This window comes from Oceanobacillus alkalisoli (assembly GCF_021556485.1).
Lineage (GTDB): Bacteria > Bacillota > Bacilli > Bacillales > Amphibacillaceae > Oceanobacillus > Oceanobacillus alkalisoli.
Genome location: NZ_JAKGBW010000010.1, coordinates 72,056 through 92,859, shown reverse-complemented (window position 1 = coordinate 92,859; position 20,804 = coordinate 72,056). Strand labels below are relative to the sequence as shown.

At 38.9% G+C, this 20,804-nt stretch carries 21 protein-coding genes, 1 riboswitch and 1 other annotated feature; of the genes, 8 read left to right on the top strand and 13 right to left on the bottom strand.

Annotated elements, in window-relative coordinates:
- Positions 1-174 precede the first annotated feature (174 nt).
- Complete coding sequence (locus tag LZD48_RS11110; protein WP_235762816.1) at positions 175-1,098, top strand: glycine betaine ABC transporter substrate-binding protein; 924 nt, start codon at positions 175-177, stop codon at positions 1,096-1,098.
- A 926-nt stretch (positions 1,099-2,024) separates the two neighbouring features.
- Here the strand turns inward: LZD48_RS11110 and LZD48_RS11105 are convergent.
- The 7 genes from LZD48_RS11105 to dacB form a co-directional block, all read right to left on the bottom strand.
- Positions 2,025-2,480 carry a DUF3278 domain-containing protein gene (locus tag LZD48_RS11105; protein ID WP_235762815.1) on the bottom strand — a complete coding sequence of 152 codons (456 nt, stop codon included), beginning with the start codon at positions 2,478-2,480 and terminating at the stop codon, positions 2,025-2,027.
- On the bottom strand, positions 2,477-2,677 hold the full coding sequence (locus LZD48_RS11100) for a helix-turn-helix transcriptional regulator (protein WP_235762814.1): 201 nt from the start codon (positions 2,675-2,677) through the stop codon (positions 2,477-2,479). The genes LZD48_RS11105 and LZD48_RS11100 overlap by 4 nt, the downstream gene beginning before the upstream one ends.
- A 182-nt stretch (positions 2,678-2,859) precedes the next feature.
- Positions 2,860-3,324, bottom strand: a complete 465-nt coding sequence (gene ribH, locus LZD48_RS11095) for a 6,7-dimethyl-8-ribityllumazine synthase (RefSeq protein WP_235762813.1) — start codon at positions 3,322-3,324, stop codon at positions 2,860-2,862.
- A 29-nt stretch (positions 3,325-3,353) separates the two neighbouring features.
- Positions 3,354-3,986 (bottom strand): 3,4-dihydroxy-2-butanone-4-phosphate synthase, encoded by a 633-nt coding sequence (ribB, locus tag LZD48_RS11090; RefSeq protein ID WP_310739811.1) that lies wholly within the window; start codon positions 3,984-3,986, stop codon positions 3,354-3,356.
- On the bottom strand, positions 3,979-4,635 hold the full coding sequence (gene ribE / locus LZD48_RS11085) for a riboflavin synthase (RefSeq protein WP_235762812.1): 657 nt from the start codon (positions 4,633-4,635) through the stop codon (positions 3,979-3,981). The genes ribB and ribE overlap by 8 nt, the downstream gene beginning before the upstream one ends.
- Positions 4,636-4,976: 341 nt before the next feature.
- Positions 4,977-5,123, bottom strand: a riboswitch (FMN riboswitch).
- A gap of 95 nt (positions 5,124-5,218) precedes the next feature.
- The gene (locus tag LZD48_RS11080; RefSeq protein WP_235762811.1) at positions 5,219-6,007 is read right to left on the bottom strand and encodes a MerR family transcriptional regulator; all 789 of its coding nucleotides are present in this window, start codon (positions 6,005-6,007) and stop codon (positions 5,219-5,221) included.
- A 488-nt stretch (positions 6,008-6,495) separates the two neighbouring features.
- Positions 6,496-8,031 (bottom strand): D-alanyl-D-alanine carboxypeptidase/D-alanyl-D-alanine endopeptidase, encoded by a 1,536-nt coding sequence (gene dacB, locus LZD48_RS11075; protein WP_235762810.1) that lies wholly within the window; start codon positions 8,029-8,031, stop codon positions 6,496-6,498.
- 295 nt (positions 8,032-8,326) lie between these two features.
- On the opposite strand from dacB, the gene LZD48_RS11070 reads away from it, so the two are divergent.
- Complete coding sequence (locus LZD48_RS11070; protein WP_235762809.1) at positions 8,327-8,953, top strand: metal-dependent hydrolase; 627 nt, start codon at positions 8,327-8,329, stop codon at positions 8,951-8,953.
- Between the two features lie 73 nt (positions 8,954-9,026).
- Here LZD48_RS11070 and LZD48_RS11065 read toward each other — a convergent pair whose 3' ends face one another.
- Positions 9,027-9,419, bottom strand: coding sequence for an OsmC family protein (locus tag LZD48_RS11065; RefSeq protein ID WP_235762808.1), 393 nt, complete (start codon positions 9,417-9,419; stop codon positions 9,027-9,029).
- Positions 9,420-9,605: 186 nt separating this feature from the next.
- Here LZD48_RS11065 and LZD48_RS11060 point away from each other — a divergent pair, with 186 nt between their 5' ends.
- From LZD48_RS11060 to LZD48_RS11040, 5 genes are all read left to right on the top strand, one after another.
- Entirely contained in the window at positions 9,606-9,773 is a 168-nt protein-coding gene (locus LZD48_RS11060; RefSeq protein ID WP_438822759.1) for an aldo/keto reductase, read from the top strand.
- Positions 9,774-9,921: 148 nt separating this feature from the next.
- On the top strand, positions 9,922-10,398 hold the full coding sequence (locus tag LZD48_RS11055) for an HIT family protein (RefSeq protein ID WP_235762807.1): 477 nt from the start codon (positions 9,922-9,924) through the stop codon (positions 10,396-10,398).
- Positions 10,399-10,706: 308 nt separating this feature from the next.
- Entirely contained in the window at positions 10,707-11,060 is a 354-nt protein-coding gene (locus LZD48_RS11050) for a VOC family protein (RefSeq protein ID WP_235762806.1), read from the top strand.
- 104 nt (positions 11,061-11,164) lie between these two features.
- Positions 11,165-11,431 (top strand) — a binding site (T-box leader).
- Positions 11,432-11,488: 57 nt separating this feature from the next.
- Positions 11,489-13,132 (top strand): methionine--tRNA ligase, encoded by a 1,644-nt coding sequence (gene metG, locus LZD48_RS11045; RefSeq protein WP_235762805.1) that lies wholly within the window; start codon positions 11,489-11,491, stop codon positions 13,130-13,132.
- A gap of 23 nt (positions 13,133-13,155) precedes the next feature.
- Positions 13,156-13,707, top strand: coding sequence for a GNAT family N-acetyltransferase (locus LZD48_RS11040; protein WP_235762804.1), 552 nt, complete (start codon positions 13,156-13,158; stop codon positions 13,705-13,707).
- A gap of 89 nt (positions 13,708-13,796) precedes the next feature.
- On the opposite strand, the gene LZD48_RS11035 is transcribed toward LZD48_RS11040, so the two are convergent.
- The 5 genes from LZD48_RS11035 to LZD48_RS11015 form a co-directional block, all read right to left on the bottom strand.
- A complete protein-coding gene (locus LZD48_RS11035) occupies positions 13,797-15,641 on the bottom strand; it encodes a monovalent cation:proton antiporter family protein (protein ID WP_235762803.1) in 1,845 nt (614 codons plus the stop codon).
- A 240-nt stretch (positions 15,642-15,881) separates the two neighbouring features.
- Positions 15,882-16,826 (bottom strand): cation diffusion facilitator family transporter, encoded by a 945-nt coding sequence (locus tag LZD48_RS11030; protein WP_235762802.1) that lies wholly within the window; start codon positions 16,824-16,826, stop codon positions 15,882-15,884.
- Positions 16,827-16,843: 17 nt separating this feature from the next.
- Entirely contained in the window at positions 16,844-17,179 is a 336-nt protein-coding gene (locus tag LZD48_RS11025; protein ID WP_235762855.1) for an ArsR/SmtB family transcription factor, read from the bottom strand.
- A 337-nt stretch (positions 17,180-17,516) separates the two neighbouring features.
- Positions 17,517-19,118 carry an ABC transporter permease gene (locus LZD48_RS11020; RefSeq protein ID WP_235762801.1) on the bottom strand — a complete coding sequence of 534 codons (1,602 nt, stop codon included), beginning with the start codon at positions 19,116-19,118 and terminating at the stop codon, positions 17,517-17,519.
- Positions 19,118-20,026, bottom strand: a complete 909-nt coding sequence (locus LZD48_RS11015) for an ABC transporter ATP-binding protein (protein ID WP_310739810.1) — start codon at positions 20,024-20,026, stop codon at positions 19,118-19,120. The genes LZD48_RS11020 and LZD48_RS11015 overlap by 1 nt, the downstream gene beginning before the upstream one ends.
- 157 nt (positions 20,027-20,183) lie before the next feature.
- On the opposite strand from LZD48_RS11015, the gene LZD48_RS11010 reads away from it, so the two are divergent.
- Positions 20,184-20,771: a TetR/AcrR family transcriptional regulator gene (locus LZD48_RS11010; RefSeq protein ID WP_235762799.1), complete on the top strand. Its 588-nt coding sequence runs from the start codon at positions 20,184-20,186 to the stop codon at positions 20,769-20,771.
- Positions 20,772-20,804: the final 33 nt, after the last annotated feature.

Here is a 20,804-nt window from a genome sequence, read left to right as displayed (position 1 = left end):
ATAACTGATAATTCAAACATGGATGGAATTTGCACGATTTATTACGATAAGCCCACTGAACTATCTTGAATCATTAATATGGCGGAAAATCACGATATTAGAGCATTGCTCTAAATGTTTTTCTATTATATTATCGTCCTATTATTTGAAAAAAATCTGGAATAGGAAGAGGGTTTGCTTAAAACAATGAACTGGATAAGAGAGAAAGGGATTATTTTAATAAGTATGTTCGTTTTACTTCTGCTCGCAGCATGTCAGGGTGAATCTGAGGATAGTGATTCTACTGCTGAAGAAGGGGAAGAAAATTCTGCATCTGAACTCACGGAAATTGTCGGGATTGATCCTGGGTCTGGAACGATGAATATTGCTGCAGAAACGGTCGAAGCATACAATTTGGACTTGGAGCTGCTGCCGAGTTCAGAACCAGCGATGTTAACAGAACTTCAAGGTGCGATTGCGAATGAGGAGCCGATTGTGGTAACACTATGGGAGCCGCATTGGATGTTCAGTGAATATGATTTGAAATTCTTAGAGGATCCACAAGGTACATTAGGTGAATCGGAAAATATTCATACGATGGTACGACATGGGCTTGAGGAGGACCAGCCAGCAGCTTACCAGTTTCTCGATAATTTCTTCTGGGAAGTAGATGACATGAATGAAGTCATGTCCAAATTTGGCCAAAGCGATGAAGTAGAACCACGAGAGGCTGCAGAAGAATGGATTGCAGATAACCGGGACAAAGTCGAAGTTTGGACGGAAGGGATCGAACCAGTTGATGGAGAGACTATTGAATTAGGCTATGTGAATTGGGATACGGAACTATCATCAACGAATGTTGTTGCTTTAATGCTTGAAGAATTAGGTTACACGGTCGAATTGACTCCACTTGATATGGGTATCGCATTCGAAAGTCTTTCAGAGGAAGAAATCGATGGCATGCTTATCGCTTGGCTTCCAGTAGGAGCTGCTACTTATGCCGAACAATATAAAGATGACATTGTTGACTTAGGTCCGAACCTGGAAGGGGCCCAGCAAGGATTCGTCGTCCCGGGTTATATGGATATTGATAGTATTGAAGAATTGCCGACGAAGTAAGGGGCTTGTCACCTTACTCGATTTTGGTGAATGATGTGGTGGAAGGTCAGATGTAATATCTGGCCTTTTTAGATTACCTATTTTGCTATCTAAGTTGAACTAAATGCTTTAACAAAGTTGTATTAGCAATTATGATTTGGCAGGGGATGTTTCTCTATGAGACACAATCGGTTCTGAATGTGTGTACTTGTCTTATAGAAGCACTCTATTAGATAGAATCGACTCTAAGTTAAGGAAAATGTCTCATAGGAGCGTTCTAGCAGACAAATTCAGCTCTAAATCCGTGAACTTGTCCCGTAAGAGAGTCCTGTTAGACAAATTCAGCTCTAAATCTCGGAACTTGTCCCGTAAGAGAGTCCTGTTAGACAGATTCAGCTCTAAATCCGTGAACTTGTCCCGTAAGAGAGTCCTGTTAGACAAGATTAGCTCTAAATCCGTGAAGTTGTCCCGTAAGAGAGTCCTGTTAGACAGATTCAGCTCTAAATCCGTGAACTTGTCCCGTAAGAGAGTCCTCTTAGACAAATTCAGCTCTAAATCCGTGAACTTGTCCCGTAAGAGAGTCCTGTTAGACAAATTCAGCTCTAAATCCGTGAAGTTGTCCCGTAAGAGAGTCCTGTTAGACAAGATTAGCTCTAAATCCGTGAACTTGTCCCGTAAGAGAGTCCTGTTAGACAAATTCAGCTCTAAATCCGTGAACTTGTCCCGTAAGAGAGTCCTCTTAGACAGATTCAGCCCTAAATCCCGGAACCTGTCCTGTAAGAGAGTTCTATTAGACAAAATAAACTCCAAGTCCACAAAACCGTCTTATAAAAGAGTTCTTCAGACAAAAACAAACATGAATCTAAATATACTTCAGTTCATAATAAAAAATTTAAAACACACTTTTTCGTCTTAACAGACTGAAGAAAATGCGTTTTTTTCCAAGATTATAATAGTTTCTTATTTTTCTTATAAGAACGATTTAAGGAGATGTAACTAGATAAAAAACATACTGTACTGACACTTATCAATAAACCTAAAAGTTCACCCCATTTATGGAGACTCGAAGGTATATTAACGAAAATCAAGTATAATGCAAAAAAAATAACAACAAATCCAATTGTTCTAACGGATATATTTCTTAACTCTTTTTTGTAAGCATGCTTTGTAGCAATATCCGTATATTCAATCCCTGCTATCATATATCTTCCTGTTACATAAAAGAGGAAGATGGCAATGGCTGCGAGTAAGACAGTTTCCGCTTCCAGATTAAAAAAGTTGTTGCAGATCATCATTACAATGAGGGAAAGAAAAAGAATAATTGCTCCTTCTGCGTAAAAATAGAGCATCTTTTTTTCCTTGTATTCATCATCCGGTAATAAAAAAGATATCCAAGATTTCATTCCGTATCGACCTCCCAAAATAATTCATCCAATGTTTTGTTAAGTGACTTTGCTAAATTAATACAGAGCTGGAGACTCGGGTTATATTCGCCTTTTTCAATGAGCCCAATTGTTTGCCTGGTGACGCCAACCTCGCGCGCGAGCTGCGCCTGTGTCATGGAATTTTTAATTCGAGTTAATTTTACGTTATTTTTCATTTGTAAACCCACTTTAGATGTAAGATATAGTTTGCCTTTGTAATTTATATCTTACATTAGGAGGGGGAGAATGTCAATTGCAAGATGAATTACTTAAAGACTGGAGGAGAATCTGAATGTTTATGTTATAAAAAAAGAACTCTCCAAATCAAAACGTGGAGAGCTCTTTATGCAACTGATCATTAAATCTGCTTCATCAAATTCGCCATCTCAATAGCCGCTGTTGCAGCATCCCAGCCTTTATTTCCGGCTTTCGTACCAGCCCGTTCAATGGCCTGTTCAATCGTGTCTGTTGTAATGACACCAAAAATGGCTGGAATTCCTTCTTGCATATTAATTGCAGCTACACCTTTAGCCACCTCATTACACACATAATCAAAATGCGGGGTAGAGCCACGAATGACGGTACCAAGCGTAATAACCGCATCATATTTTTTAGATGCAGCTAACTTTTTCGCGACAACAGGAATTTCAAAAGCGCCTGGCACCCATGCGACATCAATATCCTGTTCGTTTACCCCATGCCTGCGCAGGGCATCTTCTGCTCCGGCGAGCAGCTTGCCAGTGATAAAATCATTAAATCTCCCAACGACAATTCCAATTTTTAAATCCGTTCCTACCAAATGACCTTCGAAAATATTACTCATTTCTCTTCTCCTTTATTTTTCGTATTGTATTAGACTAGCGTTTCTCTTTTCTTTCGATATTCCACTAAATCCTTAATTGTCAAAATCACTAAATCAAAGCGTTCGGCAGTTTCTTTCAGTTGTTCACCGCGCGCCATTGTTCCATCTGGATTCATAATTTCGCAAATGACTCCAACTGGTTCCGCATCAGCAAGCTTAGCTAGATCAACTGCAGCTTCAGTATGACCAGGTCGCTCGACTACACCGCCAGCTTTTGCAATAAGCGGAAAAATATGGCCGGGTTTATTAAAGTCAGCCGCTTTAGCTTCAGAACCTAACATTTCTAAAATCGTTGTTGAACGCTCAAATGCTGAGATTCCGGTATGTGTGGAAACATGATCAATCGACACGGTGAAAGCAGTCCGGTATGGATCTGTATTCTCCGGTGCCATTAATGTCAAGGAAAGCTGTTTTGCTTTTAATTCTTCAACAGGGACGCAAATCAAACCTTTCCCTTCGCTTGCCATAAAGTTAATCATTTCCGGTGTTGCAAATTTACCTAAAGCTAAAAAATCTCCTTCATTTTCTCGGTCTTCATCATCTACTACAATAATTGCTTTGCCTTTTTTCAATTCCTCTATAGCTTGCTCTACGGTTGCGTACAATTTATTCACCTCATCCATTTAAAAATCCGTTTTCAGCTAGAGTTGTCATTGTAATTCCACTCGTCGCTGGTTGTTCTGATCTTTTGGCAAGTAAATTCTCCATATATTTCGCGAGCATGTCGCATTCGATATTCACGAAATCACCAAGTTGTTTCTCGCCAATAATCGAGTCAGCTTGTGTGACAGGAATTAGGGAAATGACAAATCCACTGTCCGTGATTTCAAATATCGTTAGTGAAGTGCCGTCGACCGTGACAGATCCTTTATCAATAAAATATTTCAGTAATTGCTGATCCGTCTTGATTTCCATGTATTTCGCATTTTCGTGACGGCGAACAGAAATGATTTCACCAGTACCATCGACATGGCCACTGACAAAATGACCGCCAAATCGACCATTTGCTGCCATTGCCCGTTCTAAATTAACAGGGCTTCCGATCTGCAACGTACGGAGCGTGGTCGCTTTAACCGTTTCCGGCATGACGTCAGCTGTGAAATAAGTGGGTCCATATTCATTAACGGTTAAACATACACCATTTACGGATATACTGTCTCCCGCATTTACATCTTCCAAGACGATTGTACATGCGATTTTAAATTGTAATGAATTGGGATTACGTTTAATCGATTGGATTTTTCCAACCTCTTCCACAATTCCAGTAAACAATGAAATAAAACCTCCTTCTAGAGATCTTGTTTGCTCTTCTATTTTTAAAATAATATATTTGAATTCTTTCCACCGCGGGGCGTTTGGGTGGTAAGGAAAGATTTTGATTGGAGTACGGTTTTCTAAAAACATGCATCATAAAAATAGGAAGTACGGAATTTATGCAGGGGTGCATATTAAGAAATCCGTCAGCTCTTGCATGCCATTAGGAGTAATTGGGTGTTTTTTTTACCGTATCAATTAAAAATGCGCAATTGAACTATTTCTCTATAAATTTATTGTCTGCCACTCCTTTCTTTTTAAAGAAGAGAATAGATGAATCGGCATCGTATATATTTTTACCAAAACTTCTCCCATCCAGACTTTAACTGTCGGTGCCGGAATTTCACCAGCTCCACCGCCCCTAAAAAAGAGTACGGGTTGCGGACTTACAAGCATGACGCTTGAACACCGCCGGTAAGGATTTTCACCTTGCCCCGAAGTTATTGGAAAATATTATACTTCTATTAAAATATCATGTCTGAGAAAATGTGGCAACTAGATAAACTTATTTGGGGAAATGGAAATACGCACTTCTCTAACTCTATTCCTCACTATCCTTGTACAGGGCTTCCATCTCCTCACTAATTTTCATTAAATAGGATTCTTGCTCAGGAGTTAGCATGGTAGGAAACTGAAAATCCATTGTTTCCTGATCCATTAACTCCTGAGCCTTATCGAGTTCGATTGCAAACGCTTCTTTATCCTCAACATGTCTTGTTGCCAGTTCGGTTAGTCCCATTAGTAATTCAAAAGCTTCTGGTGAATTTGCAGGGACACTATCCTGCATCAATTTTTCTAGCTTAGCTAGCCAATCGAGCATTTCTACGTCCAGCTTTTGTTGATATTCCTTTGGAAGGGAAAAGTATTTCTCAGCTACCTTTTCCGGGAGATACTCTTTTGCCCATTCCTTTAAATCTTCCTCGTGTTCGATTTGAAAAAGTAGAGAACTTAACACTGTCCAATTGACCGCTATTCCTTCCTTGAGCAAATTCTGTACTCGCTCCACAGCTTCTATGGATCGATTTAACTCATCCCGCTTTTCGGTTAAAAGCTTGTGCTGCCAGGGTAATGATTTCTCAAGCTGTGCTGCAACCTCAATTTCATCTTTTATGAACTCTTTAATCTCCTGTAGTGGGTAACCGAGAAATTTCATTGATTGAATTTGTTGCAGTTTCGCGAGTTCATTTAATCCGTAAAGTCTGTGGCCTGATTCATTTCTTTCAGTTGGTACGAGTAACCCTAACTCTTCATAAAACCGTAATGTACGTACAGTTATTCTGGCTCGTTTGCTGAACTCACGGATTGAAAACTTGGGTGTTTCTTGATTCATAAGGAAATCCCTCCATCTTATTGTTAATTATAAGTTATCATGTGACGTAACGGAGGGGGCAAGAGGGAACGTGTTTAAAAAAGGAATGTGATAACAAAAACGAATGGATAAGGTGATGGCAATCGGGGAGTGAGATAAACGGATCCAATCGACTGTCTTGGGAAATTGCAAGCTCGTTTGGTTGATTAGGGTGCGTATAAACAACCGATGCCAGCTGTATCTAACGTGTTCAGTAGATGAGAAGGCTCCTAAACGACTGATTGGCTTATTCTTCATGTGTTGCAGTCGATAATAAGGTGTTTAATCGACTACATGTATTCCTCTCTTAACTTTTTGGTCGATAACGGAACATCTAAACTACTGAAAAGACCCTCCGCATCGTCACATAAGGCGATAAGAATACTTATAAACTACCAAAATCAGCTCCCTCTTCACAGCCTTAGAAATTAACAAAAAAATGGACATGCGCGGGAACGCATGTCCACCGATCACTCCAGAAATTCATGCCCAGCTAGCACCATTACGATTTCATTTTCAATTTCCTGTATAGACTCACTCGAACCTAAATGATTATTAAGCAAAATAGAAAAAATAAGTTTCTCCCCATCTAGACTTGTCACATAACCAGACAGGGTGGATACCCCTGTAATCAAGCCTGTTTTAGCTTTTACATTTCCTTTGGCGGGTTCTTTAGTCAGCCGATTCCGCAGCGTTCCGCCTATCAATCTTTCCGTTTCTCCAGCAACGGGCAGGGAGTACTCAAATACGTCAAACCAGTTCTCGCTCTGAATATTATATAAAATATGCGTGATATTATTTGCTGAAATCAGTGTCTTATGCGACATTCCTGAACCGTCACGAAGGAGGAAGGATTCTCGCTCTACACCAATTTCCGTCACGACATCTTCTATTACTTCAAGTCCCTTATCCCAAGTGCCTGCCCCACGCATTACTTTCCCCATTTCCTTCGTTAAAGCTTCTCCAAGCCCATTATTGCTTAATTTCATAAAAGGAATGAGCAACTCAGAAAGTGGGATAGATTTTTTGCTAGCAACGACCTGAGCTTGTTCAGGAGTTGCTCCCGACATATTACGAGATTCATCTGTAAATTGAATTCCCTGTTCAGCTAGAGCGTCACGGAATACGGCAAGGACATACCCGGTTGGTTCCCATACCGAGACCCAGGAACGTGACAACGTTCCATTTACAGGCATCGTTCCTTCTACGATAATACGATTCGTCCCATGCTCTCGTTCAATTGAAATATCTTGTGCCCCTCCTGCTTGCACGAGCTGTGTCTGATTTACAATCGTAACATAATCCGTTTCAGGACTTACCCGAACCTGAGCTTTTCCTTCTGTACTTTCGGAAGGCATCACATCAACAATCACTGTTCCAGCATCATAATCTTCATTCGGTGAAAGTGTTAAAGCAGAAACTTGAGCTCCAGTATGAAATGGCTCATCCGACCAGTTCAAGTCCTGAGAAAGTCGCACATCATCGTACCATGTATCGTCACCAACTAGGTCGCCATCGATGGTTTCAATCCCTTGGGCTTTCAGTTCTCTAGCAAATTGATTGAGATCAGACTTTAATAATGTCGGGTCTCCTTTTCCTTTTATAAACAAATTACCATGTAATGTATTCCCATTCAGCTCTCCATCTGATAAAATTTCAGTTTGGAACTGATAATCAGACCCAAGCGTTTCTAAAGCAGCAGCTCCAGTAAGTAATTTCATATTGGACGCCGGGTGAAGGCGAATGTCTCCATTATGGGAATATAATAAATCTCCATTCGCAGCTTGTTTCACAGTGACTCCAACGACAGCTCCGTCAAGCTGTTCATTTTCTAAAAGGCTATTGATTTTTTCTTCCAACGTTTTATTTTCAGCCAGCGTCATTGAATGATCCTCCTTTGATGCTTCTAAGAACAAGGGTTCCTCCGGGAATACGGACGGAAGACTTGCAACAATTATAATAACGATGAAAAACAGCATCATTTTAAGAAAGGGTTTTGATTTCATGTATCCACATCCTATTTCAATATCGAACGAGTAAAAGAAGTATGTCCATTATTGAATTATATCCGGGTGAGCTGAAAATTATGATGGTGAGAGGTCAGGATAAAAAAGTTTTTGTTTTGTATTAAAATAAATGAATTAATGAATTTCATAATACGTATTTAATGCTTCACCATCACCATATGTAGTTGAGTTGGTTCGTTCCCAACTACATATGGTGATGGGAAAGCCGACTTTGGTAATTATGAAATTCATTCGAATGCATAAAAAATAACAACGCAGATAAAGGAGCAGCAAGATGAATGGTACAGCACATGCAACAGTTGGCGGAGCAATAGGCTTCGTTGCAGCAAATATGGTTCAGGCAGATCCTTCCGTAACCATTCTGTTAATCGGGTTAGGGAGTGTTTCGGCTTTAGTTCCAGACTTGGACATTGATGGGAAGCTACGTGGAAAAATTACTTTATCCCATAAATTCGTGCGGTCGATTGCACAGCTTATTGGGCTATTAATGATTATTTACAGCTTTTTTGAGGGGGAAGATAATCGGCAATACCTGGGAATGGGAATAGGACTTGCCATGCTGGCAATCTCTTCAAAGTTAAAACAGAAGCATATGCTCACACTCACAAGTGTAGGAGTCATTGCTGGAGGTATTTCGCTTCAGGAAATTTGGTTGATTCTCTTTGGAATCTACATGTTAATTGCTTCATTTGTTCCCCATCGAAGTTATACCCATTCGATAATCGGAGTGATATTCTTTAGTTATATTGCACTGAAGCTGGATGAGTCTCTTGGAATACAGGGTGTTTATTATACATGTCTTGCCGGTTATATTAGCCACTTGATTACGGATAGCAAGTTCCTTCCGTTCAATGATCGAGGGATCAAATTATTTCTGCCGTTATCATCGAAGGACTTTTAAAAGATACATAGAAAGTTATTGCCCCCATATCAACAAATATGGGGGACAATAAAATAATTTCTGAGTTTAACTATTAATCACGCGGAGATTTCAGGTGCACTTCTTCTGTTACCGCAATGCTATCTACTACAGATTGCAGCATTGCACAGTTTTTACGTGTAAGCTGAATCGCTTTTTCAGCTTTCTTTTGTGGAATATCCTCTCCAATTATCGTGTAAGTCAAGTGGATTTTTTCAATTCGATTTGCTTTTTCTTCATTTCGTGTTGCTTCCGCCTCGATTGTAATATCATCATATGACAAGCGCATTTTTTCGAGTATATTTCTTAACACGCCACCACTGCAACCAACGATAGAAGAAATCATTAATTGAAACGGTCGATAACCATATTGACTCTGCCCCGATACTTTTAGCTCGCCAAATTCAAAGCTTGACTCAAATCCTTGTTCATTCATCTTAAACTTCAAATTTTTTCCCTACCTTCAATATATATTCACACATTCATTGATTATAATACAAAAGTGTGAAAACTGTATTAAAATGATAAGCATATTTTTAAAAAGAAGTATTTACAAAAAACGGAATTAACGTATCATAAAGGTGTGAAGGAGGAATTTACTATTTTAATCCTTTTTGGCCTTTTAATCTTATGTATGACGATTATTTTATTTTTGATTCTATGTGTGCAAGTCATTATTTATCGCAGTGCTGAAAAGGAATTATTGCCATATGCAACGGATAACAATATTTCGTTTGTTCAATTTTTCCCGCTTGTAGCTGGGTTACTGACCGGGAAATATAGTAAGGATGCTAGGGTCTGATGTGATTGGGACTTATACGGATAAAGCTGGTGAAGCGAAAATAATTCTTGAGAAAGCGTTGTGATCATGGTTGCCATTTCAATGAGACAGTAATGGACCAATAGCTATAAATAAAAAAATGGTAAAGACTTATAGGAGCTAGAGACATATGATAAAACCAATAACACATATGCCAAAAGGATATGAATGCCCATTTTGCCGAGTCATATCGGGTCTAGATGTACCTAATAATGGAACAAAACAAGAAGATGTGATATTCAAAAATGATTATGTAACCGCCTTCATAGCTAGTAAATCGTGGCCAAATAATAAAGGACACGTTCTAATTGTGCCTAATCAACATGTTGAAAACATATATGAACTTCCTAAAGAGTATGCAGGCGAAATTCATCAAGCCGCTCAAATTGTTGCCTTTGCAATGAAAGATACATATCGTTGTGATGGTATTACCACGCGACAACATAATGAGCCAGCAGGAAGTCAAGATGTTTGGCATTATCACCTCCATGTTTATCCGAGATATAAGCGAGATTTTTTTTACCTGACAAGAGGATTGCAAACAAAGCCCGAAAAAAGGGCAATTTATGCAGAGAAGCTGAAGAAGTGGATAGAAGCCCATCTATAATAAATAATAGTTTTGACGAGGCGGTATGGTAGATAATGAATATAACAATTGAGAAATTACGAGAGTCAGATGATGAGAAGTTATTTGCGTTTGAGCTTGAAAACAGAGCTTATTTTGAGAGAAATGGTACCAAGTTAATGAATTTCATAATACGTATTTAATGCATCACGATCACCATATGTAGCTGAGTTGGTTCGTTCCCAACTACATATGGTGATGGTGAAGCTGACTTTGGTAATTATGAAATTCATTCCATTATTAAATTAATTGGGCTTATCGAAAAGGATATTCACCTAAGGGGGTATTTGATGGAAAATCCTATCTTAAAACAAATTGGAACAGTATTTATCCCAGTAAGCAACATTGAAAAAGCGAGAGATTGGTACTGCGATATCTTAGGAGTAAAAGCAGAAGGGGAAATTCTATTTGACCATCTTTACGTTATTCCTATGGAAGGGACAGGGATTGTATTAGATAGCAAGATTTACTCAGAGGATAGAATATTTAAAACTCCAGCGTTCCATTTCAACACAAAAGATATTGAGGAAGCATTTCATTTTATGAGTAATAAAGGAGTTAATTTAATTACCGAAATTGAACATAATCATTATTTTAATTTTAAAGATCCTGACGGGAATACTTTAATGGTTTGCCAATGTTAATAGTATGTAAACGAGTCCTATAATTAAAATAGAGATTAATTTTGGGTGTTGCTTTAAAATAAAAAATGTGTAAACTATATAATTAAGTATAATAATTATGTATAACAAAAGCATTGATGAGAAGAGTAAATCAATTTAAGTCCTTTACAGAGAGCTTCGGCAGGTGAAAAGAAGCAGGAATAAATTGTTTGAATATGGTCTCTGAGCTGCACAGCTGAACTTGCTGAAAGGGTTAGGCTGTGACGAGAGTTGGCACTCGTTATAAATGTCAGGGTATAAGAACATAAAATCATGTTCCGTACTTGTTGAGGCTGATCATGTGAGTGATTAGTGAATAAAGGTGGTAACACGGGTATAACCTCGTCCTTGGATAATATTTTATCTGGGGATGGGGTTTTTTATATGCATTTTTTTAAGGAGGAAATGAAATGAATGTATTGATTGGTGGAGCTTGGCCTTATGCAAATGGTTCGTTGCACATTGGACACATTGCAAGTTTATTATCTGGGGATATCCTGGCGCGTTATCATAGAATGAAGGGAGATCATGTGCTATACGTCTCTGGCAGTGATTGTAATGGAACACCAATCACAATTAGAGCGAAGCAGGAAGGGGTCAAGCCGGAGGAAATAGCGGATAAATATCATCAGGAGTTTAATGAAAGCTTTAAGAAACTTGGGTTCACTTATGATTGCTATATACGAACAGATGCAAAACGACATCATGAAATTGTTCAAGAGATATTTTTAAAGCTATTAACGAATGGAAAAATCTATAAAAAAGAAGTTGAGCAGGCTTATTGCAATACCTGTGAGCAGTTTTTACCTGATCGATTTGTAGAAGGTCTCTGTCCAAATTGCGGGAAGGAAGCCAGAGGGGATCAATGCGATCATTGTTCAAAAATCTTGGAACCCTTAGATCTGTTAGAAAGAAAATGTAAGGTATGCGAGAAGCCTCCGACAACGAGAAACACAGAACATTTCTATTTCAAATTAAGCGCATTTCAGGACAAGTTGCAGGAATATGTGGAGAATGCCAAAGATAAAAGATTATGGCGTGGTAATGCAATTAGCTTATCGGAGAGATATCTAAAAGAGGGGCTGCCTGATCGGGCAGTATCAAGGGATTTATCAATCGGTGTTCCGGTTCCTGTTACTGGTTATGAAGACAAAAGGATTTACGTGTGGATTGAAGCTGTTTCAGGCTATTATTCTGCTAGTAAAATTTGGGCTGAAAATAATAATAAAGATGATTCTGTTTTTTGGAGTAAAGATACAAAGTCTTATTATATACATGGAAAAGATAATATCCCATTTCATTCCATCATTTGGCCGTCAATATTATTAGGGATCGGGGAAAGTGGATTACCAACGCAGATCATCTCCAATGAGTATGTGACCATTGAGAAGAAAAAGCTATCTACAAGTAAAAATTGGGCAGTATGGATACCTGAAATACTGGAAACGTATCATCCCGACTCGATCAGGTATTTCTTAACGATAAATGCACCAGAGAATCGAGATTCAGATTTTTCGTGGAGAGAGTTCGTCTATAGTCATAATGCCGAATTATTAGGTGCGTACGGAAATTTGATAAATCGTACATTAAAATTTATCGAGAAATCTTTTGGAGGAAACGTGCCCGATGGGGAGGTTGACCATAAGATTAAAGACGACGTTCAAAAGCTGTATCCTCAAATTGGCTCGCTGATTGAAGCTGGTCATTTCAAACAAGCTTTAGAATCACTTTTCGAATTTATCCGTGGAGCGAATAAATATTTCGATACACAAAAACCGTGGGTTCAAGTAAACGAATCTGCTGATGCATGTGCAGATACGTTAATTACTTGTATTTATATCATTGCGAATATAGCACAATTATTAAGTCCATTTCTGCCGTTTTCAAGTGATGAAATTAAGAAGCTCTTACAACTGCCAGCTTTAAAATGGGAACCGTTAGACAAATTAACATCTACAATAGCGAATGTGCATCCGCTTTTTGAAAGACTTGATCTCTCAATGATTGATATAGAGATTAAGAAGTTAAAGCAACAATCATCTTTATTAAATTAAAATTCTATGCTGGAGGGTTATAAATGAAAAAGATAGTATTAGCTCCCCATGATAAAAAATATGCAAAAACAATATCTTCGCTCTCGCAAGCTCCACAGGTTAGGGAATCATTAGGACTGAATAATGATCAAACCTCAATCGATGGAACAATTCAATTTATTGAATTTGTGCAAGAGAATGAACGATTAGGAAAACAATATTCGAGAGTAATCCTGAATGAAAATGATGAGTTAATCGGGGTAATAACCTTAAAAGAAATAGATAACGTGAAAAAGACTTGTCACATCGGTACGTGGATCGGTCATCCTTATTGGGGGAAAGGGTATAATGAATTAGCAAAAGAAGCTATTCTATATACTGCCTTTACAGAACTTAATATGGAATATGTCTTCGCTGGTGCCAAGTTAACTAATATACGCTCTCAAAAAGCGCAGGAAAAGCTTCCTTATGTAAAAATAGATGTACGGTCAGAATTTCCAGATGAATATAAGAAATTGGAGAAACAAGTGGATGACCTTTGCTTGTTGAACGTAATAGAAAAAGCGACATTTCTTGATTGGTATTTAAAAAAATAAATATATTGGTTATACACAATCCGCTGAAGAAAAATAGCGTGATGAAGTCTACACTCAGTATCTCCATCACGCTAAGGGAATAATTCCCTTTATAAATATTCTGCCACTTTTTCCATCGAATCTCCGCTGCCGCTAATAATCAAACGGTCACCTTGTTGTAAAATCGTATCTCCATTCGGTGTAATCGCCCGTTCCCCGCGATAAATGGACAGGATAAGCGTATCACCCAAGAATGGCAGCTTACGAAGCGGTATCCGGTCATATCTCATACCATCTAAAACAAATTCACGAATAATCTCATCATTATCCGTTAATAGACGCACAAGACTCGGACTATGCACCATCGCTTTTAACACCATTTCTCCTGCGAATGCATTCGAATAAATCGCCAATCCCATATCTGTATATTGTTTATTCAATGTCGGCTCTTCAATTCGGATAATGATGTTTTCATAGCCGATTGCATTCGCGTAATTGGCAATCTCCACGTTGAAATTATCATTACTCGTTGCAACTATAATCCCATCGAAGGATTCAAAGAGATTCATTTCGATTAACTTTTCCAACGTCATGTTGTTCATTTCAATGATCGGAAATTCGCTATCTGATTCTGATTTTAACTTCCCTTGCTTCTCGGAAAAAATCGTTACCTTATAATTACTCTTTTGAAAGTTAAGGCTTGCTCGGAGTGCCGCACGGTTAGCACCTATAATAGCTAAGCTTCTTTCTGTTTCCTCTACTTCAGGCAATATTCTTGCATATAATATCGGTGAAGTAAAACAGGTTAAAATCGCAACGAGTACAATCGCGCTGTTCATTCCCTCTGAAATGATTCCCATTTGCAGCGATACGGTAGCGGCCACAATTGCAAGGCTAAGAGTGGATGTCAGTAACATTCCTGAGCTGAACACTTCATTCCAAGAGAACCAGCGTTTAAGAAGCAATGTCGGCAGATTACGTGTCAGGAAAAGAAATATTAACACAACCGGGATGAGCAGCAAAATACTGCGGTTTTCCAGTAAAGAACCGAAATCAAACTCCACCCCAACCATAACAAAGAAGATAGGAATCAAGAATCCATAGCCGAAACTATCTAGCTGATGGACGAACTCTCTGTCTGGTGAAAGCAATGACACAACAACTCCGGCTAAGAAAGCGCCAAGGATATTCTCTACGCCCATTGTTTCCGATAAAGCTACGAATAATAGGATTAATGCAAAGATACCGCGCGTTCCGATTTGCGCTGTCCCTCTTTTTAGCGCATCAATCAATGCCATGTTCGTTTTCTTTCGGTAAAAGTTCAGTATGAAATAAAGCATAAATACGAGGGCAACAAGCAGAATGATCCACCAGACAATCGTCGTGTCTCCGTCTTTTACAGCTAAATAATAAGCAAACAAAATCATCGTGACAAAGTCAGATATGACTGCGATGAGCAATACGGTTTGCCCTAATTTTGTATTCAGCACTTTCCTTTCCTTTAGTACCGGTACGACAACACCTAAGGAAATCGTTGATAAGATAATCGTCATGAAATACGGATCATCAATCATCCCAAGAGAAACAAGTATTAAAGAGAATCCGTAAGCAAGAGCTAACATAAAGACAAAAATAGTACTTGAGACGAGGAAGGGATTAATTTCCTTCGACTTCCCAGAGTTATTCCCCTTCTTCACACGGAAGGAGTTAAAGTCAATTTCCAAACCACTTAAAAACATCAAATATATAAGACCTAAACTGGATAGCAGAGTAAGCCATGCGTTATCGACATCAATCAGATTCAGGCCGCTCTGACCAATGATGATTCCAGCAATAATTTCTGCTACCACAATCGGTATCACTTTTAATTTCAATCGTTCGAGCAGAATTGGAATGAAAAACGCAACACCCGTAACGATCATGAGAGATACAATTGAAGTTGCACCATGTTCCATTTTATAATCCCCCTTTTTTTAAAATAATTGTCAATATAACATGGAATACGCAAAGTTGTAAAGCACTATTAAACAACAGAATAATTCTTTTGTCTAATTTAATCTATCAAGGGGTTTTTTATGTCGGAAACATGAAGAAAAAGAGTCTTGTAAAATAACAATCTGTGTGTCTGATATGTATAATTAATATAAAGTAATTTTAGATTAAAAAGGAAGCCCTTATCTAAAGGACTTCCTTTATTAATGGTGGTGATGTCCCGGTGATTCCGGCTGCATCTTGCAAAGAATTGAATTGTCGTGTAAATGTGCAATTGTCTCTAGCTGAATCGTCATATGGTGAATATTTTGCTGTTCCAAGTCGTGCTCAATCTGGCGGAGCAACGCCTCACTTTCCGCGATGGACATTTCTTCGTCAACAACCGCGTGACAGGAAAGAGCATTCAATCCGCTTGTAATCGACCAGACATGCAAGTCATGAACGCCTTGAACACCGTTAGCATTTTGAATGGTTTTTACCACTTTTTCCATATCCACATTATCCGGTGTTCCTTCCATTAGAACATGGAGTCCCGATTTTGTAACATAGTAACCACTGCGAAGGACGAGGGCAGCGACAATAACGCTTGCGAGCGGGTCCGCCCAGCCCCAGTTAAAGAAAATGATAAGCAGAGCGGCGATAATTGCACCAATCGAACCGAGCATATCACTGATGACATGCAAGTATGCTCCGCGCATATTCAAGTTATCTTCCACATCTCCGCCGCGAAACATGATCCAAGCGACAAGGATATTAATGAACAGCCCAATTATTGCAATGACTAACATCCCTGTTGAAGCAACTTCAGGCGGATTTTGGAAACGTCCGATTGCTTCATAGAAAATATAACCGGCAATGATAATGAGTGTTACACCGTTAAGGACGGCGGCTAATATTTCAAAACGTTTATAACCATATGTTTTACTATAGTTCGCTGCTTTTTCACCGAGTGTAAAAGCGATTAAGGCAATGCCGAGGGAGATGGCGTCACTTAACATATGACCCGCATCGGCCAGTAAGGCAAGGCTATTTGTAAGAAACCCGCCAACCGCCTCTACAATCATATAGAGAGAAATGATAATAAAACTTATCCGTAAAACTTTTTTATTTGCACCATGCGAATGATCATGTGCATGATTGTGTCCCAATTCAAGTTCCTCCTCCATCAATGATGTAAAGCATGCTTGATTGCTTGCTTCAATAAATTCATAACGTGCTCGTCATCTTCTGAATAATATAAGGTTCTCCCAGCTCTTCTGTATTTAACCAATCGTAAATTTTTCAAGAAACGTAACTGATGGGAGACACTGGATTGACTTAAATTTAATGTTTCTGCAATATCGTTCACGGAATGTTCCCCTGTACATAATAAATTCAAGATTCGAATGCGTGTCGGATCACTCAATGCTTTAAACGTTTGTGACACGACAAACAATGTCTCTTCATCCAAATGCTCCGTATCTTCCGTAAATAACTGTTCCCGTTCTTGCTCCTCCATCATCATTTCAGCTCCTCCATCTATTCACTAATTCATCTCAATATATGAACACATGCTCATGTATATAATTTATGATAAAACATATTAAATGTCAAGAAACAAGTCATAAATCCTAGTCAACCTATGCTATGATTTAAGTGGGACATGGGGTCAGCAAATGTCCCAGATTTTATTCTGTTAACAAGGAAGTTCTGCATTTAAAGGATGTAAGACCACACAGTTACCAAACCCAAACCTTTAAATATCCGAATTCCCTCGGGTCTATCCTAAAAACAACAAAAAAATCAGAGCAACGATCCCAAAAGAACTGGGACATTTACTCTGACCCCACTGTCCCGCACTAACCTGCAATATCTCTCTTCTGGTAACCGATAAATCCTAGTATTGCTAAGATAATGGCTATTAGGGATAGCATGACAATTGGTGCCCATTCCATATTTTCGACTGGAAGCGATGGGATGTAACCAAAAGGAGAAAGCTTCTCTACCCATGCCGGGAAGTCCAGCAGCCCGCCGAGATAATTCGTGATAAAGGAAAATACGACATATACCCAAATTAAGCCGGTAAGTTTTGGTGCAAAGCCAATTAAGAACGCGGAAAAGCTAATCATGACAAGCATCGCCGGATAAAATACGAGAGAAGCCCCGTATATCATTCCAAAGGAAAATCCATCCTCCATCACAGTTTCTGCAGCAAGAAAAAGCCCGATTCCTGATAAAGAAATCATAATAAAACCATTCATTACAGCGATGGCTAAATTGCTCGCCATCAGCTTCCCACGTGATACCGGGGCAGCAAGAATCGACTCGGTTCGATTTTTCTTTTCTTCACCGATTAATTTATTCATTGCGATAATCGGTGGAACGGTAGCGAGTATTCCCATTACAATCATCAATGCTGGGATGAATTGTTCGGTTAAAGAATAACCTTCCTCAGCTACCAGCATTTGTTCTAAAAGCTCATTCCCCTGAAAGAATGATTCTAAATCTCCCATGATGGAACCATAAGACAAGCCTAAAACAAACATACCTATTCCCCAGGAAATAAAAGCCGTGCGCTGTGTACGGAAAAAAAGTCCAATCGGTGTTTGTAGAAAACGTGAGGCATATGTCTTTCCAGCGCGGGCATGAAGAAAGGCAGCTCCCCAGTCACGAATTGCATTTAAATAATTAGCAAGTAAAAACAATAAAGCAGAAAATCCGGCAAGAAGCAACACTGGCCACCACACATTAGTCGAATAAGCTTCGGTACGGGTAACAAGCCCGAGCGGTGAGAAAAGGGATAATGTTTCATTACTCACATCGCCAATGGCACGAATGAAATAAGCGAGGAGCAATGCTGCGATCGATAATCCAGTTGCACCCCGAGAGCTTTCCGAAATCTGGGCGGATACTGCCGCAATTCCGGTGAAGAAGATTCCGGTCCCACCTAATACGGCCCCATACAATAAGGAACCTTCCAGATCCATACTATCTAAACCTAAAGCATATAAACTAAAACCAGAAATAAGAGCTAGAATGATATGTGTTACGGTTAAAACAAAAAGTGTCGCGTTTAAATTCGCTAATCTACCGACAGGAAGCGCAAGAATTAATTCAGAAAGACCATCTTCTTCCTCAGTGCGCGTATGCCGGATAACGAGCAGGATACTCATTAATCCAACAACCACTGCTGTAAACAGCAACATATTATGTGTCGTCATCGCACCGATTGTGTAATTTTCAATATCACCTGGACCGACCATTGCGGTCATTGCCGGATTTGCCATCGTTTCAGCCATAACATCTCGCTCTTCTTGCGTTGGAAACATATCATCAAGCGCAACAGGAATTAGAACAGTAAAGAAAATAATACCAATGAGCCAAAGCGGAATCCGGATGCGGTCTTTTCTTATCGTAAATTTAATTAAGGAACCAACATTATAAGACGTGGAGGGGAACATTAGGAATTCCCTCCTGTATTCGTTTCTTGCTTATGCTCGTAATGGCGCATAAATAAATCTTCTAATGTTGGAGGGGCACTTTCCAATTTCAGGATTCCATATTGGCTGACGTGCCGGATGACTGAATCAAGCTCTTCAGCATCTACTTGAAAGCTCAGCGTCTGTCCATCCTCTCCCACATTGTGAATACCTTTTACTTCACCAATCAGAGGGATAAGTTTCTTTGTCTCGACCAATAAGTTTGTGCGCGTTAAGTGCCTTAGTTCACTTAATGTTCCTGATTCAATAATTTCACCTTGGCGAATGATTCCGACCCTGTCACAGAGCTTCTCTACTTCCGATAAAATATGACTGGAAAGGAGAACTGTTTTTCCTGCATCTTTCGCTTCTTGAACATATTCTTGGAAAACTTGTTCCATCAACGGATCAAGTCCAGAAGTCGGTTCATCAAAAATAAATAACTCTGGATCAGATGCAAAAGCTGCAACTAATGCAACCTTCTGCCGGTTTCCTTTCGAATAGGTACGACATTTTTTCGACGGATCCAATGCAAATCGCTCCAGCAATTCTTCTCGTTTTCTTTTAGTATCCCCACCTCTTAACCCAACAAATAAATCGATCACCTCACCACCAGTCAAGTTCGGCCAAAGATTCACATCACCAGGAACATAGGCGAGTCGTTTATGGATCTCCACCGCATCTTTCCAAGTGTCTTTTCCGAAAATCGACGCCCTTCCTCCTGAGGCTTTTAAAATGCCAAGCAATATTCGAATTGTAGTGGACTTTCCGGCGCCATTAGGTCCAATAAAACCGTATATTTCCCCTTGGTTCAATGTTAAATCGACTCCATTAAGCGCATGGAATTTACCGAATTTCTTATAAAGATTTCTAACTTCTACCACCGACAAGATGCTCATCCTCTCTAAAATGGTTATAAAAAAGTTTTGAAATATTTTATATCTCATAGTTCATAATATAGAAAACTCCTGAAGCATGCAATAGATTTGAACTATTCTATTTGTTATATTTCATAAATTTTATTAAACTAATGAGGAGGTGAAAGCGATGAATGGCTTTGAGCGAAGAAAAGCATTGAAAAAGAACAACATATTAGAAGCATCCTTATCATTGTTTTTGAAAAATGGGATAAGTAAAGTTTCCGTTTCTGAGATTGCAAAAGTTGCAGATGTATCTCAGGTGACAATTTATAATTATTTCGAGAGCAAAGATAATTTAATCGGGGAAGTATATCGCTATTACGTCCATCAAGTATGGGAAGAGTATTTAAGGTTATTCAATAGCAAAATACCTTTCCCAGAAAAGGTCAAAACGATGATTTTTGATAAAACATTGGTTGCCAATCAAATAAATGAAGAGTTTCTCGAGTACTTTATGAAAAACTATATGCAGGAAGACAGTTATATAATGAAGTTTTATACAGAAACAGCTCTTCCGCAGTTCTTGGAATTAATTGCGGAAGGGAAGGAACAAGGCTATATCGATAAGTCGATTTCTGATGAGGCAATCATGCTGTATATTCAGATGTTCGCTGATCATATGAGGAGGGAAGATATAGCATCATCACTTCTTCCGCTTACAGAAGATCTGACGAAGTTATTTTTCTACGGTATATTTGGAAAAGGAATGGAGTAGGTCTGTCATAAAGTGAAACATCATATTTAATGT